Annotated in this window: 17 protein-coding genes and 1 tRNA gene; 8 read left to right on the forward strand and 10 right to left on the reverse strand. The window is 55.9% G+C overall.

Annotated features, from left to right (window positions below; all coding sequences use genetic code 11):
- Window positions 1–149: 149 nt before the first annotated feature.
- Window positions 150–1,271: a CaiB/BaiF CoA transferase family protein gene (locus WA411_RS15680; protein ID WP_291908089.1), complete on the reverse strand. Its 1,122-nt coding sequence runs from the start codon at window positions 1,269–1,271 to the stop codon at window positions 150–152.
- 195 nt (window positions 1,272–1,466) lie between these two features.
- Here WA411_RS15680 and WA411_RS15685 point away from each other — a divergent pair, with 195 nt between their 5' ends.
- Window positions 1,467–2,486, forward strand: coding sequence for an AraC family transcriptional regulator (locus WA411_RS15685; RefSeq protein ID WP_153634466.1), 1,020 nt, complete (start codon window positions 1,467–1,469; stop codon window positions 2,484–2,486).
- A 1-nt stretch (window position 2,487) separates the two neighbouring features.
- Here WA411_RS15685 and WA411_RS15690 read toward each other — a convergent pair whose 3' ends face one another.
- Window positions 2,488–3,342, reverse strand: a complete 855-nt coding sequence (locus tag WA411_RS15690) for a hypothetical protein (RefSeq protein WP_069184929.1) — start codon at window positions 3,340–3,342, stop codon at window positions 2,488–2,490.
- A gap of 5 nt (window positions 3,343–3,347) precedes the next feature.
- Window positions 3,348–4,823, reverse strand: a complete 1,476-nt coding sequence (gene rmuC / locus WA411_RS15695; RefSeq protein ID WP_291908091.1) for a DNA recombination protein RmuC — start codon at window positions 4,821–4,823, stop codon at window positions 3,348–3,350.
- A gap of 287 nt (window positions 4,824–5,110) precedes the next feature.
- Between rmuC and WA411_RS15700 the strand changes: the two genes are divergently transcribed.
- The 4 genes from WA411_RS15700 (at window position 5,111) to WA411_RS15715 (ending at window position 8,906) form a co-directional block, all read left to right on the forward strand.
- Window positions 5,111–5,500, forward strand: coding sequence for a hypothetical protein (locus tag WA411_RS15700; protein WP_153634469.1), 390 nt, complete (start codon window positions 5,111–5,113; stop codon window positions 5,498–5,500).
- A 145-nt stretch (window positions 5,501–5,645) separates the two neighbouring features.
- Entirely contained in the window at window positions 5,646–6,443 is a 798-nt protein-coding gene (locus WA411_RS15705; RefSeq protein ID WP_069184932.1) for an ATP-dependent zinc protease family protein, read from the forward strand.
- Window positions 6,440–7,957 (forward strand): inactive transglutaminase family protein, encoded by a 1,518-nt coding sequence (locus WA411_RS15710; protein WP_136631730.1) that lies wholly within the window; start codon window positions 6,440–6,442, stop codon window positions 7,955–7,957. The genes WA411_RS15705 and WA411_RS15710 overlap by 4 nt, the downstream gene beginning before the upstream one ends.
- A gap of 1 nt (window position 7,958) precedes the next feature.
- On the forward strand, window positions 7,959–8,906 hold the full coding sequence (locus WA411_RS15715) for an alpha-L-glutamate ligase-like protein (RefSeq protein WP_039881821.1): 948 nt from the start codon (window positions 7,959–7,961) through the stop codon (window positions 8,904–8,906).
- Between the two features lie 60 nt (window positions 8,907–8,966).
- Here WA411_RS15715 and WA411_RS15720 read toward each other — a convergent pair whose 3' ends face one another.
- Window positions 8,967–10,559, reverse strand: a complete 1,593-nt coding sequence (locus WA411_RS15720; RefSeq protein WP_291908097.1) for a BCCT family transporter — start codon at window positions 10,557–10,559, stop codon at window positions 8,967–8,969.
- Between the two features lie 260 nt (window positions 10,560–10,819).
- Here WA411_RS15720 and WA411_RS15725 point away from each other — a divergent pair, with 260 nt between their 5' ends.
- Window positions 10,820–12,463, forward strand: a complete 1,644-nt coding sequence (locus WA411_RS15725; protein WP_291908099.1) for an FMN-binding glutamate synthase family protein — start codon at window positions 10,820–10,822, stop codon at window positions 12,461–12,463.
- Between the two features lie 117 nt (window positions 12,464–12,580).
- Window positions 12,581–12,657 (forward strand) — tRNA-Pro (locus tag WA411_RS15730).
- Window positions 12,658–12,701: 44 nt separating this feature from the next.
- On the opposite strand, the gene WA411_RS15735 is transcribed toward WA411_RS15730, so the two are convergent.
- Window positions 12,702–13,331: a Crp/Fnr family transcriptional regulator gene (locus tag WA411_RS15735; protein WP_291908101.1), complete on the reverse strand. Its 630-nt coding sequence runs from the start codon at window positions 13,329–13,331 to the stop codon at window positions 12,702–12,704.
- Window positions 13,332–13,460: 129 nt separating this feature from the next.
- Between WA411_RS15735 and WA411_RS15740 the strand changes: the two genes are divergently transcribed.
- On the forward strand, window positions 13,461–13,649 hold the full coding sequence (locus WA411_RS15740) for a YgaP family membrane protein (RefSeq protein ID WP_008170476.1): 189 nt from the start codon (window positions 13,461–13,463) through the stop codon (window positions 13,647–13,649).
- Between the two features lie 66 nt (window positions 13,650–13,715).
- On the opposite strand, the gene WA411_RS15745 is transcribed toward WA411_RS15740, so the two are convergent.
- From WA411_RS15745 to rplT, 5 genes are all read right to left on the reverse strand, one after another.
- On the reverse strand, window positions 13,716–14,081 hold the full coding sequence (locus WA411_RS15745) for a MerR family transcriptional regulator (RefSeq protein ID WP_008170477.1): 366 nt from the start codon (window positions 14,079–14,081) through the stop codon (window positions 13,716–13,718).
- The gene (gene ihfA / locus WA411_RS15750) at window positions 14,062–14,364 is read right to left on the reverse strand and encodes an integration host factor subunit alpha (protein ID WP_007151838.1); all 303 of its coding nucleotides are present in this window, start codon (window positions 14,362–14,364) and stop codon (window positions 14,062–14,064) included. Before ihfA ends, WA411_RS15745 begins: the two co-directional genes overlap by 20 nt.
- Before the next feature lie 3 nt (window positions 14,365–14,367).
- A complete protein-coding gene (pheT, locus tag WA411_RS15755; protein ID WP_291908109.1) occupies window positions 14,368–16,740 on the reverse strand; it encodes a phenylalanine--tRNA ligase subunit beta in 2,373 nt (790 codons plus the stop codon).
- Between the two features lie 61 nt (window positions 16,741–16,801).
- Window positions 16,802–17,800 (reverse strand): phenylalanine--tRNA ligase subunit alpha, encoded by a 999-nt coding sequence (gene pheS, locus WA411_RS15760; protein WP_069183848.1) that lies wholly within the window; start codon window positions 17,798–17,800, stop codon window positions 16,802–16,804.
- A 152-nt stretch (window positions 17,801–17,952) separates the two neighbouring features.
- Window positions 17,953–18,306: a 50S ribosomal protein L20 gene (rplT, locus tag WA411_RS15765; RefSeq protein WP_008170485.1), complete on the reverse strand. Its 354-nt coding sequence runs from the start codon at window positions 18,304–18,306 to the stop codon at window positions 17,953–17,955.
- Window positions 18,307–18,326 lie beyond the last annotated feature (20 nt).

Here is an 18,326-nt window from a genome sequence, read left to right on the forward strand (position 1 = left end):
CATCGAGTTGCTCGGAAATTCTCTAACCTACCTTCACCGCCTTTTCGGAAATATTAGTTAAGTGGTTTGAAGTGACGCGCGTTGTGCGTGCAACCACTCAAGACCTGATTTTCTTAATGTTTGGTCAGCGCCTTCCTCTCAAAAAAACCTCACAGGTAATCTTCGTTATCAGCCCCAAGCATTTTCCCGATCCGGGACGTTTGCGATGGCGTTTTTTCAAACTTTATCGGGAATCCGATCTGCGGCTGCTGAGTGCCGTCTCCCCGGTCAACTCCAATCACCATATCCCGCGCTTTAAGTTGTGGATGCTTGGCGGCCTCCGAGATCGTCAAAACCGGCTCCACGCAGGCGTCCTGGTTGGCAAAGATCTCCTGCCACTCGGCCAGGGGTTTCGCAGCAATTTTTGCCTTGATGGCGGCTTTAAGTTGCTGCTGATGCTCGGGCTTCTGGCTCATGGCCAGGCTTTTCATATCGGAAATACCGAGGGTGTCGCACAGGCGGGCGGAGAACTGGGGTTCTAGGCTGCCTACCGAGAGCCAGCGGCCGTCACTGGTCTGGTAGTAGTCGTAGAATGAGCCGCCGTTGAGCAATGCGCTCTCCGGCTTCTGCTCCTGGCCACCAGCCAGGCAGGCGGCCCCGGCCATGGCGTTCAGCGCAAAGGCCGCGTCGGTCATGCTGATATCAACAAACTGCCCTTCTCCGGTCTGCTGTCGATGGATAACAGCAGCCAGAATGCCCATGACGGCGTGGTGTGAACCGCCGGCCACATCCGCAATCTGGATACCCATCGGTGGCGGCCCGCTGTCAGCCCGGCCGCAGTGACTGCTTACTCCAGCCAGGGAGAGATAGTTGATGTCGTGGCCCGCTCGATCCTTGTAGGGGCCGGTCTGGCCATAGCCGGTGATGGAGCAATAGATCAGGCGAGGGTTTACCGACTTGAGGGCTTCATAGCCGATACCAAGCCGATCCATCACTCCCGGCCGGAATTGCTCAACGACAACGTCATAGTCCTTGACCAATTCCAGAACCTTCTCCCGGCTGCCCTCCTCTTTAAGGTTAAGCCCGAGCGACTTCTTGCCACGGTTCAGAAACCCGTGGGCCGTGCTCACGCCGGCATCGTGGGGTGGCATTACCCGGGTAAGATCCACTCGGTCCGGTGCCTCCACACGCAATACATCTGCCCCCATGTCCGCCAACAGCATGGTGGCGTAGGGGCCGGGCAACAAGGTGCTGAAATCCAGAACTTTCAGCGAAGTCAGAGGACCCGCCATGATAATCTCCTTTTTATTCTCAGGTTTACGCAAATAGCATTCGTTTCCTTCATGCTGCCCGGTTTTGCCAAGCGGGCCAACTGCCGGTTCCTTCATTCCGATTGGCCGTTTCTACCAGTGTGGCCAAACGGCTTCGGTTGCATTGTTCTGCCGGGGTTTTATGATGGGTTTCGTTTTCATGGAATGGCGAGCGTAATGTCCGATCTGACGGTTTCGAAGCACTTTGTACAGGCGGCCCTTGTGGGCGCCGAGCGACTTGGTTTTGATACCCGTGAAATGCTCCGGGAAGCCGGAATCTCTCCCGACCTGCTGCGCATCGAGATGGCGAGGGTCAGCAGTGATCAGTTCAGCCATTTGATGCAGGTGCTCTGGAACCGCATGGGAGATGAGTTCATGGGGCTGGGGCCCAGAAGGGCCCGAACAGGAACCTTTGCCACCATGTGCGCGTTGGTGATTGACTGCCCCAATCTGGAATCTGTATACCGGCAGGCCTTCCAGTTTTCCCGTCTGTTTGAACCCATGGTGTCCATGGAACTGGAGGTTGGCAAGGACAAGGCTCAGCTCGTAACCCGGATAGAGGGCGAGATCAACGATCCGAGCTTTTTCCTGCGGGAGAGTATTCTGGTGATCTGGCACCGACTGGGCAGTTGGCTCATCGGCCAACCCATCGAGCTGGAGAAGGCCGAGTTCGATTACCCTCGGCCGGCCCATGGCGACGAATACCGGCACATTTTCCACTGCCCCCTGGCATTCGAGTCTGACAGAATCGCCCTCACCTTCGACAAGCGCTTCCTGTCTGCGCCCGTCATCCGCGACAAGCCGGAGATGCGGCAATTCCTTAAGACCTCCCCGGCAGACCTGCTATCCCGTCCGGACGAGAGTAACACCTTTACGGGACGCATTCGGGCGCTGATCGGCAGGGATCTTTCGAAGCCGTTGCCGGATTTTGAATGGATTGCAGCGGGCCTGCATACCAGCCCGCAGACACTGCGACGCAGACTGAAGCAGGAGAATACCTCGTTCCAGGAGATCAAGGATCTGTTACGCCGGGATATGGCTATTTACTATCTGAGCCGGCAGGAACTTCCTATTAACGACATCGCCGCCAAAGTCGGTTTCACCGAACCCTCAACCTTCCATCGGGCCTTCAAGAAGTGGACCGGGGTGACGCCAGGCGCCTATCGTGAAGGCGAGCGTGGTGATCTCTCCGATTGACTCAGGACCCCGAGGGCGCCTGAAGCGAACGGATCAGCTGCCCGAGCGTTTCGGCGATTTCCTGGGCCCTTTCCCGGTTTTCGGCCAGTTGAAGCAGTCGGGAACCGTCCCTCGGATCATAGACCCAGCAAGTTGAAACAGTCGCCTCACAACGCCATTCCACCCTGGGGTTGATGCCAAACACCGACATCGTCTCTGTGCTTCGCAGTATCCGGCCATCCTCGGCGCGCTTCAGTTCCTGAATCTGGATTTCCTCTCCCTGGGTGCCAAGACGGTATTCAACATCGGCTGGCCGATCGAGCCGCACGACCGCCTGATCACGGCGCCAGCCAGCCAATTCGAGCAGGCTGTTGATATGAAGCGTCAGTGCCTCGCGGTCTGAATCTGCCAGATACAGCTTGCGCAAAGACTCGATACGGCCCTCACCCGCCGGCTCAATGACCGCAACCTGTTCACTCTCACCGGTTGCCTGTGGGGCCAGGGCATTCTGCTTTCGGGTCTTTTCAATGGAAGTGATCAACTGCAGGGATTCCTGGTAGTGGGCACCCTCAGCGCCGGCGCGGCTCACATAGGTCTCAAGAGCAGACTGGGCTTCGTTCAGGTGGGAAGACTGCAGCATCACCCGCCCCCGATAAAAATAGTAATCAGCGGGCTTTTCACCTTCCAGTTGCTGCAAGCGGTTCAGATACTCAGCGGCCTCGCCCCAGTTTTCCGCAACCACTGCCCCTTCGGTAGCGAGCATCAATCTGCGAGTCTCGTGCTCGGGCGCCAGCGCCAGCGCGGGCCCGGACAGGAGCGCGGACGCCAATACAGCCCCCAGGGCAAAACAGCGACCTGTTCCAAATAATACTGCCATGGCATCTACTCCTGCTCGTTATCTGCACCAATCGCCTGCTTCTCTGAATCAGGCAGGTCGTTGTCCCCTGAATGACGGAATTCTTCACCCTCGTCCACTTCGGCCTGGTCCATTATCCCCTTCGGCAATTCCTTTTTCACCCGAACACCCAGCTCTACAAATCGATTCGCCTGGGAGATCAGGTTGCCGCGCCCACGGGTCAGGGTGTTCATGGCCGAATCATAGGTTCCCTGGGCAGTATGCAACTGTGTGCCCAGGCGCTCCATCGCCTCAACAAACACCCTGAGTTTGTCATAAACAGCGCCAGCCCGCTCAGCGATTTGCCGGGCATTCTGGCTCTGGCGTTCGTACCGCCAGATGTTCTCAATAGTTCGCAGTGTTGCCAGCAGCGTGGTTGGCGTTACCACAATAATCTTTCGCTCAAAGGCTTCTGCGAAAAGGTTCTCGTCCTGCTGAAATGCTGCCACAAAAGCGGGCTCTATCGGCATGAACAGCAACACAAAGTCCGGGGAATGGAGGCCGTGGAGCTGGCTGTAGTCTTTTTCGCTAAGGGTACGAATGTGATTCCTCACGGCCTCAACGTGTTGCTTGAGCGCCTCCTCCTTGACCCCGGAATCCTCGTCTTCCGTCACCCACTGCTGGTAGGCCACCAGTGAGACCTTGGAATCGATAATCAGGTTGCGGCTATCCGGCAGATGGACAATGACGTCCGGCCGGTAGAGCTGATTGTCGCCGTCGCGATAGCTTCCCTGGGTATCATACTCCACGCCCTTGCGCAGACCGGATTTCTCCAGTACCCGTTCAAGGATCAGCTCACCCCAGTTACCCTGAATCTTCTTGTCGCCTTTGAGGGCGCGGGTCAGATTGGATGCTTCCTCGGTTATCTGGCGATTCAGTTCCTGCAGTGACTTGATCTCACTACGGAGGGCCTGACGATCACGGGTTTCGGTGGTATACACGTCTTCAACCCGCTTGCGGAAGTCCTGCAACTGGTCCCTGAAGGGGTTCAGCAGAGTATCAAGGCTGGTGCGGGTCTGCTGGCTGAAACGCTCGCTCTTCTGCTCAAAAATCTTGTTGGCCAGATTCTCGAACTCCGTCTTCAAGGCATCACGGTTACGCTCAAGCAACTCCAGTTTTTCATGGGCGGATCGGCGTTCCTTCTCAATCGTCACTTCCTTCTCGCGGAGCGCGACGCGGGCCTCGCCCAGCTCGCGGGAAAGCTCGTCCGACTTCGCCTGCAGGCTCTGACGCTCGCTCTCCAGCTGTGCCACGCGCTGCTTGCCATTTTCCAGATCCGACTCCAGACCGGCCACCCGATTTTCGAGGGCGGTTGCATGCTGTCGCCACTGTTCAACGTCCTGCCCAAGTCGACCATTCCTGCCCCAGAGCCCTTTCAGAACGATCAAAAGGATTAACACAACCATCAATCCCGCCATCAGATCGGGCCGGGACAAGATCAGTTCCGTGAGGGCTTCAGACACCTGGTACTACTCCTGTTACGGTTCTGTGTTTGATTGAGGAACCGGTGTTTCCCGGCCCCACAACAGTCTACCCCACGAAGGGAACCTTTTGCCCGGCACGCCGTCAATCAGAATGGCGAGGCACTAAGGACCACGACTGTTTGGCATTATTTTAAAGCTCGGGCATCTGCCTCTGGACGGCCAACGTAATATCGTCTAAAAGGGTAAAATGTTCACTCGCCAAGTGGTTATTACCCTTTTTTAACCGCACGGCGGGCCCGAACCAGATCAGAAACGGATAACAGATCATGCTGAAAGAACTGTGGCGAAAACTGGAGGCGGAGTTTCTGCACAATGACTGCTCCGGCCAGGACAGCCAGGCAGGCTTATTCGGCACCCGTCCGAACGGCAACAAGGACGGCTTCAGAATCCTTCCGCACATTACCCACACGGGCGAGTTTCATCTCGAGCGTCTTACCAACCTGCTGAAGGCGCGGTATGGCAAGAGTTTCGGCATGCCCTCCAGCAAGTCTGAGAGTGACCAGGAAATCCGGGAGCTGATCAGCTTCGCAGCCAGAATCCAGGATCAGGATGTGCAGCGCGAACTATTGCTTTTCTACCTTAACTGCTCCCCGGTAATCCAGGAATACCTGCGCGCTGAGACTGTTCTCGGAGAGGGGAATTTCCTGTCACGGTAAACACTACTGCCCCTTAACCATCTGTAAATCAACCACACAGATTGGATGTTGTATACTTCCCTTCCTATTTATCCGGTTTCACACGCATAGACCGTCACAATAGCTCGGTATCGAGCGTGACAGACTGCCAGCTCAGGGGTTCTTAATGGGTTTCAAATGGTATCGGGCTGGACTGCCTAAGCTTTCCGTCACCACACTTGCAGGCATTCTTCTACTGACGGGATGCTCGGCAGACCGCTATTTCATGGTTCCCAAAACGGATATGAATGAACTCCAGGGATCCATCAAGAGTCAGCGGGCAACTCTCGTTACCATGGAAGAAAACTCAGCGGTCAGGCACGAGCAAGCCATTGCCCAAACCCGCTCTTCGACTCAGACCATACTCGACGCAATTGCCACCCAGGTGGAAAAACCTGAATGTCCGCCAGTGCGGGCCCAGACACAATGCCCCGCAACAGATAATTCGAAAGGGCGTGCAGACCGCCTGAAGGGCAAGGTGATTGTCGGCGAGGTTGAAAACTTCTACCTTGCGGGCCCCGGCCTGATCTACAAGGCTCGCATTGACAGCGGTGCCGAAACTTCCTCGATAGACGCACGCAACATCACTCGGTTCGAGCGGGACGGCAACAATTGGGTGCGCTTTGATGTACCTGTTCCCGGTGCAGACAAGTTTGTAACCCTGGAAAAAGAGATCTCTCGCCGGGTTCGCGTAATCCAGGCCAGCGCCGATGAAGCGGAGCGTCGGGTCGTCGTCGAGCTTCAGTTTTTTATTGGCGATCACCAACAAGTTGCGGAGTTTACACTTGCCGACAGAACCAACCTCACCTACGAGGTTCTGATCGGCCGCAATATTCTGCGTGACGTCATGCTGATCGATGTCGGCAAGGAATATGCAACCGAGCTGCCTGAATCCATCCGCAACAGCAATGGGAACGAATCGTGACCACCCGCTCGCGCCTGCCTTTTTACATCGCCGTTTTCCTGCTCATCTCTGCGGGCATTTCGCTTGCCGTCTGGAGGCACGTTGAGCTTGGCATACCCTGGCTCACGGGCGAACAACGACCAGTTTGGATGGTCGAGGCCCGCATTGATTTTGACGCAGTGGACGGTTCGGTTCTTGCCAGCCTCAATATCCCCGAGCAGCCACCGGGCTTTCGCATCCTGACCGAACAGGCGGCTTCGCCCGGCTATGGCTTTTCCATCATCGACACCTCGGGCAGCCGCCGGGCGGAATGGAGCAAGCGGGAAGTGTCCGGGCCGCAGACTTTATATTTCAAAGCCCAGTTCATTCCGGCCCCAGACGCCGGACCGGAAATCCCGGCGCGCGAACCGAAAACACCGAGGACCTTCTGGGAAGAGCCCGAGGCAACAGCGGTACAGGAAATTCTTAGCCAGGCAGAAGCCCGCTCAAGCACACCGGAAAGCATGACCCGCGAGCTTATCCGGCTGATGCAGCCGGATAGCCGGACACAGAACACAACCCTGCTGGTTTCAGAAGAGAATTACCTGGATCTTCTGGTCGACATGCTCAACCACAGTGGTATTGCCGCCAGAACAGCGGACGGACTGAGACTCGAAGATGCCCGGCGGCGGCAACAGCTGATGCCCTACCTGCAAATCTACAACGGCAAGCGTTGGCTCACCTTCAACCCCAAGACTGCCGAACAGGGCGTGCCTGAAGACCTCCTGCTTTGGCGCCAGGGGGCAGCCTCATTGCTTGATGTGGTAGGTGGCGAGAACTCGGAAGTAAGCTTCTCGATGCTCAGGCAAACGGTTCCTGCCCTTCAACTTGCAACCATGGAATCCGCAGCCAATGGTCTCGGCTTCCTGAGCTTTTACGAGCTGCCCATTGAAGAGCAAAGCATGTTCCGAATGCTGCTGTTGCTGCCACTGGGGGCACTGATGGTCGCTTTCATGCGGATTGTTATCGGCATTCGCACCTCTGGCACCTTCATGCCCGTGTTGATCGCAGTGGCCTTCGTCCAGACAACTCTGGTGCCGGGCTTGATTGCTTTCCTGTCGGTGGTATCCATTGGCTTGCTGATGCGCGGCTACCTGTCCAGCCTTAACCTGCTGCTGGTATCCCGCATATCCGCCCTGATCATCCTGGTTATCTTTATTACCGCAGGCCTGAGCATCATCGGCTATCAGATGGGATTCAATACCGGCATGACGGTCACCTTCTTCCCAATGGTGATCATCGCCTGGACCATCGAGCGGATGTCCATCCTCTGGGAGGAAGAAGGGGCGCATGAGGTCATGGTTCAGGGTGCAGGCAGTCTGTTTGTGGCCATCTGCGCCTATTTGCTGATGAGCGCACCCTTGGCCGGCCACCTCACCTTCAACTTCCCGGAGCTGCACCTTGTTATTCTCGGTCTGATCCTGTTGATGGGTCAGTACACCGGCTACAAGCTCAGCGAGCTGAGGCGCTTTACGCCAATGAAGGCGTACGACTGACATGGACTGGATATCGCCGAGATCGCTCAAGAGGTTGGGAATGCTGAACATGAACCGGCGCAATGTGGATTACATTGCCCGGTACAATGAGCGGTCATCCTATCCGTTGGTAGACAACAAACTGAAAACAAAACTGGTGGTTGCCGAATACGGCGTAAAAACCCCGAAACTGCTTCAGGTTGTCCGCCAACAGCATGAGATATCACACTTCCGGGAAATGGCAGAGGATCTGGCCGGATTTGCGATAAAACCGGCAAAAGGGTCTGGCGGCAAGGGGATTACCGTCATAACCGGTCGGGATGGCGATGAGTACATCAAGGCATCCGGGTCGCGGGTAGATTCTCCGTTCCTGGAACGTCATTTGACCAACATTCTGGCCGGGCTCTACTCGCTCGCGGGTACCCCAGATGTGGCGATCGTCGAAAACCTGGTGGAGTCCGCCCCCTCATTGGCGAAATACTCTCACCAGGGTGTGCCCGACATCCGGATTATCGTCTTCCAGGGTTACCCGGTAATGGCGATGCTGAGGCTGGCCACAACCGCGTCTGACGGTAAGGCAAACCTGCATCAGGGCGCCGTTGGGGTTGGCCTGGATATCGGCTCTGGCCAGGGACTAAATGCCGTTCAGTTCAACCGCCCCATAACCCTACATCCGGACACCGGTCTGGCACTGGAGAATATCCAGATAGAAGCCTGGGATGAGATGCTGGAAATGGCCTCCCGCTGCTACGAAGCAACCGGGCTGGGCTACATGGGGGTTGATCTGGTGGTAGATGCGAACGAGGGGCCACTGCTACTGGAATTGAACGCCCGGCCCGGACTGGCAATCCAGATGGCAAATGGCCGCGGACTGCTTCCCCGACTCCGCGCGATTGAAGCGCTCAAACGTCCACACTTCACGCCTCTGGAGCGTTCACGTTTCGCCATGGAAACGTTTGCCAGTAACTGAGTTAATAGCAAACATAAAAAAACCGGGGCCAAAGCCCCGGTTTTTTATTTCCACGACCCCTCAGGACAGTTCGCCCCGGGCGATCAACAGTTGCCGCTCGTGACTGAGGCCCTTCAGAAGCCCCCAGGTCATGATCAGGAGAACCACCGTAAATGGCAGCCCCGCACTGATAGCGGTTGCCTGGATCGCGCCCAGTGCATCTTCACCGCCGCCAAAGATCAGAGCTGCAGCAATCGCACCCTCGGCAACTACCCAGAACACACGCTGGGCGGTCGGTGCATCAGTCTTGCCACCAGCCGTAATACTGTCGATGACCAGCGAACCAGAGTCGGAAGATGTTACGAAGAACACCAGAACCAGAACGATACCGACAAATGACAGGATTCCAGTCAGCGGGAGGTTCGCGAACATCTGGAACGTAGCCAACGAAACCTCGGTCAGGCCGTTCTCAGCCAGTTCACCAATGCCCTGCTGAATCTGTTCAATGGCGGCACCACCGAAGGCGCTCATCCATACAACAGTGATAACAGTCGGGACGATCAACACGGCAGTGACAAATTCACGAACGGTACGGCCCTTGGACACGCGCGCGATAAACATACCTACGAACGGTGACCAGGAAATCCACCAGGCCCAGTAGAATACAGTCCAGCCCTGGAACCAGGCTTCGTCCTCGCGGCCAAACGGATTACTCAGTTGCAATGCGTTGCCCACGTAATTGGAGGAAGTCACCCAGAGAGTTTCCAGAATTGTCATCGTCGGACCGGCAAATATAACGAACAACAGCAGAATGCCCGCAACGGCCATGTTGATATTACTCAAAATCTTTACGCCACCGTCGAGCCCCCTGAGCACCGAGATCAATGCGAGGGCTGTGACGCCGACAATGATCGCCATCTGGATATTCGTATCTGCACCTGTACCAAACAGGTAGTTCAGACCAGAAGCCGCCTGCTGGGCACCGAAACCGAGTGACGTTGCCAGACCAAAGATCGTCGCGACAACAGCCAGCACATCGATAATGTGTCCAGGCCAGCCCCACACCTTGTCTTTCAGCAGCGGGAAAAAGGCCGAGCGAATGGTCAAAGGCATGTTTTTGTTAAAGGCGAAAAACGCCAGGGAAAGAGCAACGACTGCATAGATGCCCCAGGGATGCAGACCCCAATGGTACATGGTCGCGCCCATCGCAAGATTACGGGCGTCATCTGTGTTTGCCTCTACATTGAACGGCGTCTCGTACCATCCCGTGTAGTAAGCCACCGGCTCGGCCACGGCCCAGAACATAAGACCAATGCCCATACCGGCGGCGAAAAGCATGCAGAACCAGGAAAGCGTTGAGAATTCAGGTTTGCAGTCCTGCCCCCCGATGCGGATTTTACCCATCGGCAGGAAGATCAGAGCCAGGCACACCACCACGAAGATGTTGGCACTGATCAGGAAAAACCAGTCAAACGTCGCGATAATGTCCCATTTTGCCCCGTCGAGCAGCTCTTTGGCTGGCCCGGGGAACATCAGGGTGCCTATCACAAACGCAACAACCAGTATCGCCGTAATCGGAAATACCGGTGCATGGAGATCCAGCCCGAACGGAGTGATATTGTCCTGGCCAGCCACGTAGTCCGTGGAATATTCGTCTTTAACTACCTCGCCCACGTTATGGAGCCTCCTGAGTTGGTAAATCGTTTATTCAGAATCGGTATTCAGACATTACAAGCGCGTTATCATAATGTTTTGAGTTCAAAACATCAAAACCACGATTATTTTGCCGCCTTGATATTAATCATAGACCATGATCGAAAACGGACCAGCCAGATTCGGGACCAATCGCGACAGGATCCCGCATCGTACGACTAAACTCTTCATCAGCTGCCGCTCTGTGCGAGCCGGCTTTTCCGAGACAATCAGAGGACCTCATGGAAAAAACAAAGACCTTTCCGCTTCGCTATACCGCCTATGCACTCAGCATTGCCGGATTTCTTGTCTCGCTTGTGCTCGTCCTGATCCTGAGGGAAGGTCATGTATTTCCTGTAATATTTGGCGCGTTCGCGGCCCTGGGTACCTACGACCTGCTACAACGAAAACACACGGTCAGCCGGAACTATCCCATCATGGCCAATTTTCGTTACCTGCTTGAATCCGTGGGCCCTGAAATCCGGCAGTATTTCATCCAGTCAGACACGGAAGAGCGTCCCTTTTCACGGGAACAGCGCACCATCGTCTATCAGCGCGCGAAGAATGTTCTGGACAAACGCCCTTTCGGCTCACAACTTGGAATGTACGATGAAGGTTTCGAGTGGATGAATCATTCACTTGCCCCCACCCGCCTCAGTAGTAGCGATTTCCGGATCCTGATCGGAAAAAATTGCGACAAGCCCTATAACGCAAGCGTGTTCAACATCTCTGCCATGAGCTTTGGCTCGCTGTCAGCCAACGCCATCCTCAGTCTCAATACCGGCGCCAGGATGGGCGGCTTCTACCACGACACCGGAGAGGGCTCCATTTCCCGCTACCATAGACAGCCTGGCGGCGACCTGGTCTGGGAGATCGGTTCGGGCTACTTCGGGTGCCGCCATAAAGATGGCTCGTTCAACGAGAACATGTTTCGCGAGAACGCCTCAATTGATCAGGTAAAAATGATAGAGCTCAAACTATCCCAGGGCGCAAAGCCCGGTCATGGTGGAATTTTGCCCGGCGCCAAGGTAACGCCCGAGATCGCCGAAGCCCGGGGCGTTTCTGTTGGCGAGGACTGCGTCTCCCCTGCCAGCCATTCGGCGTTCTCAACACCAACAGAAATGCTGGAATTCATTGACCGGCTGCGGGAGCTGTCCGGAGGCAAGCCCGTTGGCTTCAAGCTCGCTATCGGCCACCCATGGGAATGGTTTGCCATCGTTAAAGCCATGCTGGAGACCGGGCGAAAACCGGATTTTATCGTGGTCGACGGCGGCGAAGGCGGCACCGGTGCGGCTCCCCTCGAGTTTATTAATCGGTTGGGAATGCCAATGACCGAAGCGCTCCTGCTGGTTCACAACACTCTGGTGGGTACCAATCTTCGGGAGGACATTGCCATTGGCGCCGCCGGCAAGATCACCTCGGCCTTCAACATTGCGCGAACCCTGGCGCTGGGGGCTGACTGGTGCAACGCGGCCAGGGGCTATATGTTTGCGCTGGGCTGCATACAGGCGCTCAATTGCCACACCGGGCGCTGCCCGAGCGGCGTAGCCACCCAGGACCCCCGACGCGGTAACAAGCTCGACGTAGAGCACAAGAGCCAGAGGGTATACAACTACCACAAGAATACGCTCGACGCGCTGCAGAACCTGCTGGAAGCCTCGGGGCTCAGGCACCCTTCCGAACTCGGCCCGGAGCACATCGTTCGGCGGGTATCCAAAACAGAGGTGCACTCTTATATGGATCTGTTTCCATTCCTGGAACCCGGGGCCCTGCTGGAGGGAAAAACCGGGCTGACGGTGTTCGACAAATACTGGGAATTTGCCCGGCCAGACACCTTTGAACCACCCGAATTTATCCTGAAACTCCGGGAAACCAAGCTGCGCTAAAAAACGGGCATCAAAATCGCCATCGGATGTTTATTTTTTCCATGGGCTCGTGTAGACTTCGCTCCCGCTAAGCCACTGAGAATACTCTCAAGTTTTTCCAGTGGGCAAAGAGCGAATCGGGGCGTAGCGCAGCTTGGTAGCGCACTTGCATGGGGTGCAAGGGGTCGTAGGTTCAAATCCTACCGTCCCGACCAGATTCCGACAAAAAGCCCGGGCCGAAAGGTCTGGGCTTTTTGCTTCAGGGCTTACCGGGAAACGAATTGGTGAACTCGATCTTTCCTCGGGCAAGCCGCAGCATGCCCTTGCGTTCAAACTCTTTCAGCAGTCGGCTAACCACTTCCCTGGCGGTTCCCAACTCCACGGCAAGTTCCTGATGGGTGATAGTCATCATTCCCTGTCCGACCCTGGCCTCAAGCCACTGAAACAGACGCTCATCCATACGCCTGAAAGCGACCTCTTCCACCAGTAACATCAGGTCATTCAAACGGCGTCCGTAGGATTCCATAATGCCAAGCCTGAAACCGGCAGACTGGTCCATCAGCCGGTCAAACAGCCCCCTGGGCACCATAAACACTTCGGCATCCTCTTCAACCACTGCCTCTGCACGAAAGCCATCGCCTGTCATCAGACAACCGATAGACAGTGTGCAAATGTCATCAGCCCCCATCCGATAAAGCACGATGCTGTGACCGGACAGGCCGGTCATCTGAACCTTCACAGTTCCATTCAGCACCAGAGGAAGCCCCTGACAGGGATCCCCAGCCCGGAACAGAATCCTTCCATGCTCAAAATGAAGAGGCTGCAGGCTGCCAAGGACTTCTTTGCGAAGGGGCCCGGACAAGGTTTCAAGAATGCTGTGTTGCACCATCGACTTTTCCATAGATCATCAGATTAGCTCAGCTCAGCGGCCGGCCTTGTGTGACTTTATCACTGAACCGCCAGCGAGCAGGCGCTAAAGTCCGTTCTGTCATCGCATATCAAGCAAGGAGAAAGGATCATGAGCATCAATATGGGATCTGCGGACCGTATCATTCGCGCCATCGTCGGCATTGTACTGCTGGCTCTCGTATTTGTGGGCCCGCAAACACCCTGGGGCTGGATTGGCATTGTGCCCCTGGCAACCGCTTTAGTGGGCAACTGCCCTGCCTATTCGTTGCTGGGCATCAAAACCTGCAGGAAGCAGTAACCATGCGGGCATAAAAAAACCGGGGCAGTCATGCTGTCCCGGTTTTTCTTCAGAGTCTGGCGAACTCTATTTGACGGGCGCGTTCAGCACCTCGAGTACTTCCTCCAGCTCGGTAATCATTTGCCGGATCAGTTGCTTGTACTGGGACGTGTCGTCCTTTACCTCGTGGCTACTGAGTTTCTGCTTGGCGCCACCGATGGTGTAGCCCTGGTCGTAGAGCAGGCTCCGAATCTGGCGAATGGTAATAACATCCGCCCGCTGATAATACCGGCGGTTGCCCCGGCGCTTTACCGGCGACAGCTGGGGAAACTCCTGTTCCCAATAGCGAAGTACGTGCGCTTTTACCGCGCACAGCTCCGCCACCTCACCGATGGTGAAATAGCGCTTCCCCGGAATCGTGGGAAGTTCGTTGTTATGACTGGGTTCCAGCATACGCTTCTACTTTTTGCTTTAGTTTTTGTCCCGGGCGAAACGTAACGACACGCCGTGCACTGATGGGAATCTCTTCACCGGTTTTCGGGTTCCGTCCCGGCCGCTGCTTCTTGTCCCGAAGGTCGAAGTTACCGAAACCCGACAGCTTCACCTGTTCGTTATGGCTGAGAGCGCCTCTGATCTCATCGAAAAAAGCTTCTACCATTTCCTTGGCTTCGCGCTTGTTCAGGCCCAATTCCTCGTACAACCGCTCTGCCATTTCCGCTTTCGTCAAAGCCGCCATTTCTCAACTCCTCAGTGTTGCCCCCAGCTCTTCTTTCAATGCGTCGATCACACCGTTGAAGAGCGAATGCACTTCATCCTCGTTCAATGTACGTTCGGGATGCTGCCAGAACAGGCTCAGGGCCAGGCTCCGGTTACCTTCACCCAGGCTCTCGCCCTCATAGACATCAAACGCACGCAACGCTGTCAGCTGCTCACCGGCATGCTTTCTGGCCACACGCTCTACATCGGCGAACGCTACCTCGCTCCCGATAATAATAGCCAAATCCCGACGAACTTCCGGGAATTTTGAAATTTCTTTGAAATTAGGCACATATCCGGTAACGATTGAATTCAAGAATAGCTCAAACATCAGGATCGTGCCATTAAGTTCAAGATTTTTCTGAACTTGTGGATGCAGAGTACCCAGCCAGCCCACGTGCTCGCCGTCGCGCATCAGTTCGGCGGTCTGTCCCGGATGCAACGCAGGGTGTTTGCTGCCGATAAACTGAATCTCTATACCCAGCAACCTGAACAGACTCTCCAGATCCCCTTTTACATCAAAGAAATCCGCTGTTCTGCGACCGTTTGCCCAGTTTTCAGGATACTGGCTACCAACCACGACACCGGCCAGCATCGGCTGCTGATCAATCCGCTCGCCCTCCCGCAGAAAGCGCAGACCGGTTTCGAATAGCCGGATGCGCGGCTGCTGACGATTCTGATTGTGGGCGACGGTTTTCAGCAGACCACTCCATAGGGTGGTTCGCATCACCGACAGATCCGAGGAAATCGGATTGGCCAGCGCAATGCCCTGACGATCAGGATCCACCAGCTGCTGAACTTTCGGATCGACAAAGCTGTAGGTCACTGCCTCCTGATACCCATGATCCACAAAGAAGTTGCGGATAGCAGATACCGGTCGAACAGCTTCCTGCTCCGGACGCAGACCGAGCGAGCCAGTTGGCTCGGTTACGGGCAGATTGTTATAGCCATAGATCCGCCCCACTTCTTCAATCAGATCTTCCTCAATGGAGATATCCGGGCGGAAGCTGGGCACACTCACCCGCCAGCCGTCTTTCAGGAGCTTTTCCACCCGAAGGCCCAGCCGGGTGAGAATTTCCTCAACGGTAGTACGGTCGATTTCCATACCCAGAACGTCGTTAAGCCGGCGAGCACGCAAGTCGACATGCCGATCCCCGGGGATATCCTCATCGCTGGCAACTTCAACAATTTCTCCAGGCTCACCGCCCACGATATCCATCAGCAAACGGGTTGCCCGTTCCATGGCCTCCCGCGCCAACTTGTAATCGACGCCCCGCTCGAACCGGTGCGATGCGTCTGTGTGCAGGCCATAGTGACGAGCCTTGCCTGCCAGCGTAATCGGATCGAAATAGGCGGCCTCCAGCACCAGATCCCGGGTTTTGGAACTGACACCGGAATGTTCTCCACCCATGACACCGGCAATGGCGATCGGTTTTTCGTGATCTGCAATTACCAGGGTGCCCTGGGTCAGTTCGACTTCCTGGCCATCCAGCAGAACCAGCTTTTCACCAATTCGCGCCATCCGGACAACGATCCCGCCCTCGATTTCATCACGGTCAAAGGCGTGCATGGGCTGACCAAGTTCCAGCATCACGTAATTGGTGACATCCACGGCGGCGTCAATTGAGCGAATCCCGGAACGGCGCAGCTTTTCCTGCATCCACAGGGGCGATTCCGCCTGCAGGTTCACGTTACGAAGAATCCGACCCAGATACCGTGGACAACCTGCTGGCGCTTCCACGCGGATATCAGGCACTTCAGAGTGCACCGATTCCACCGGCTCGATTTCGGGGCTGTCGACCAACATGCTGTTCAGAACACCCACTTCCCGGGCGATGCCCTTGATAGACAGGCAGTCGGCGCGGTTGGGCGTCAGGTCCACGTCAATGGTGACATCGTTCAGCTTCAGGTAGTCCGCTACGTCCTGGCCGACCGGAGCGTCCGCGGGGAGCTCCATCAGACCATCGTGATTGTCGGACAGCCCCAGCTCCGACTCGGAACAGAGCATGCCCTCGGAGGGCTGGCCGCGAAGCTTGGCCTTCTTGATTTTGAAATCACCGGGCAGGACCGCACCAACCACTGCAAAAGGCACCTTCATTCCTTCACGGACATTGGGAGCGCCACAAACCACCTGCATTTCAGAAGTGCCGTCACTGACCTGGCAGACCCGCAGTTTATCTGCGTCAGGATGTGGACCTACCGATTTGACCTCTCCAACGACTACGCCGTTGAATTGACCGGCCACCGGCTCGAAACCGTCCACTTCCAGACCTGCCATGGTGATCTGGTCCATTAATTCCTGGGTATCGATTTGCGGATTTACCCACTCGCGCAGCCACTGTTCACTGAATTTCATGGTTATTGCCTTGTCCTGATGCGGTTATGCCTGTTTGGTTGGATGCCCGTAATCTTGCCTGTTAACGGAACTGGCGCAGGAAGCGCAGATCGTTCTCGAAAAACATGCGCAGATCGTTGACGCCGTAACGAAGCATGGCCAGGCGCTCTACGCCCAGGCCAAATGCGAAGCCACGGTACTCCTCGGCATCGATTCCGCAATACTCAAACACCTTGGGGTGCACCATTCCGCAACCCATGACTTCAAGCCACTTGATGCTGCCGTCGGCTTCCCGCCCCCACTCGATGTCCACTTCTGCAGAAGGCTCCGTAAAGGGGAAATACGAGGGACGGAAGCGGACCTGAAGGTCCCGCTCAAAGAACACTCGCAGGAACTCTTCGACTGTACTTTTAAGATCCGCAAAGCTGACGTTTTTCTCGACCAGCAAACCCTCCACCTGGTGAAACATGGGGGTGTGCGTCATATCCGAATCACAACGGTAAACCCGCCCGGGGCATATCATCCGAAACGGCGGCTTGCCCGCTTCCATGGTACGAATCTGTACCGGCGAGGTGTGGGTTCTCAGCAGCGTACCCGGGTTGAAATAGAACGTATCGTGCATGGCACGGGCCGGATGATGCCCCGGAATATTGAGCGCTTCGAAGTTGTGGTAATCGTCTTCAATCTCGGGCCCCTGCTCGACGGTATAGCCGGCGCGGGCGAAGAAATGCTCAATCCTTTGCAGGGTGCGGGTAACCGGGTGCAAGCCGCCCAGGTCCTGGCCACGGCCGGGCAAAGTCACATCGATGGATTCGCTGGCGAGCTTCTGCTCAATGGCAGCACGCTCAAGGTCTGTTCGCCGGGCATTGATGGCCTCTTCAACCTGCCCCTTGGCTTCATTGATTTTCTGGCCGGCGGCAGGGCGCTCCTCGGCCGAGAGCTTGCCAAGAGTTTTCGCCTGCTGGGTAATCACGCCCTTCTTGCCAAGATACTCAACACGAATTTGATCAAGTGCCTGCAGGCTGTCGGCGCTATCAACTGCTGCCAGACCGTCCTGAACCAGTTGCTCCAGGTTTTCCATTGACCCTGCTCCAAACCAGAAATGGAAGTGCTTAAAAACGTAACTTCAAAAACAAAAATAGGGGAAGAGCGTGCCCTTCCCCTATCAGGAGGCGCCGTCATGAAATCATGGGGCGCCCATATCGATCAGCAATCGATGAAAGAGCTAAGCGATCACAGGGACGCTTTGGCCTTCTCAACAACAGCGGCAAACGCCTGCTGCTCGTTCATGGCCAGATCGGCCAGAACCTTACGATCGATTTCAACGTTAGCCTTTTTCAGGCCAGCGATCAGACGGCTGTAAGACAGACCGTTAGCGCGGGCACCAGCATTGATACGGGCAATCCACAGAGCGCGGAAAGCACGCTTGCGGTTACGACGGTCACGGTACGCGTACTGACCGGCCTTGATAACCGCCTGCTTGGCTACACGGAATACCCGGCTACGAGCGCCGTAGTAACCTTTGGCCTGATTGAGAATCTTTTTGTGACGACGGCGTGCGACCACACCACGTTTTACACGAGCCATACTTTAATCCTTCTACCTGT

This window comes from Marinobacter sp. CH_CUG1437-1 (assembly GCF_037029655.1).
GTDB lineage: Bacteria > Pseudomonadota > Gammaproteobacteria > Pseudomonadales > Oleiphilaceae > Marinobacter > Marinobacter salsuginis.

What these genes read in the sequence shown, in the direction of transcription:
- WA411_RS15715 (WP_039881821.1), top strand. Translation starts at nt 7,959, where the DNA reads ATGGACTGGATATCGCCGAGATCGCTCAAGAGGTTGGGAATGCTGAAC.
- WA411_RS15745 (WP_008170477.1), bottom strand. Translation starts at nt 14,081, where the DNA reads ATGCTGGAACCCAGTCATAACAACGAACTTCCCACGATTCCGGGGAAG.
- WA411_RS15705 (WP_069184932.1), top strand. Translation starts at nt 5,646, where the DNA reads ATGGGTTTCAAATGGTATCGGGCTGGACTGCCTAAGCTTTCCGTCACC.
- WA411_RS15725 (WP_291908099.1), top strand. Translation starts at nt 10,820, where the DNA reads ATGGAAAAAACAAAGACCTTTCCGCTTCGCTATACCGCCTATGCACTC.
- WA411_RS15690 (WP_069184929.1), bottom strand. Translation starts at nt 3,342, where the DNA reads ATGGCAGTATTATTTGGAACAGGTCGCTGTTTTGCCCTGGGGGCTGTA.
- WA411_RS15680 (WP_291908089.1), bottom strand. Translation starts at nt 1,271, where the DNA reads ATGGCGGGTCCTCTGACTTCGCTGAAAGTTCTGGATTTCAGCACCTTG.
- WA411_RS15735 (WP_291908101.1), bottom strand. Translation starts at nt 13,331, where the DNA reads ATGGTGCAACACAGCATTCTTGAAACCTTGTCCGGGCCCCTTCGCAAA.
- WA411_RS15700 (WP_153634469.1), top strand. Translation starts at nt 5,111, where the DNA reads ATGCTGAAAGAACTGTGGCGAAAACTGGAGGCGGAGTTTCTGCACAAT.
- WA411_RS15685 (WP_153634466.1), top strand. Translation starts at nt 1,467, where the DNA reads ATGTCCGATCTGACGGTTTCGAAGCACTTTGTACAGGCGGCCCTTGTG.
- rplT (WP_008170485.1), bottom strand. Translation starts at nt 18,306, where the DNA reads ATGGCTCGTGTAAAACGTGGTGTGGTCGCACGCCGTCGTCACAAAAAG.
- pheS (WP_069183848.1), bottom strand. Translation starts at nt 17,800, where the DNA reads ATGGAAAACCTGGAGCAACTGGTTCAGGACGGTCTGGCAGCAGTTGAT.
- pheT (WP_291908109.1), bottom strand. Translation starts at nt 16,740, where the DNA reads ATGAAATTCAGTGAACAGTGGCTGCGCGAGTGGGTAAATCCGCAAATC.
- WA411_RS15740 (WP_008170476.1), top strand. Translation starts at nt 13,461, where the DNA reads ATGAGCATCAATATGGGATCTGCGGACCGTATCATTCGCGCCATCGTC.
- ihfA (WP_007151838.1), bottom strand. Translation starts at nt 14,364, where the DNA reads ATGGCGGCTTTGACGAAAGCGGAAATGGCAGAGCGGTTGTACGAGGAA.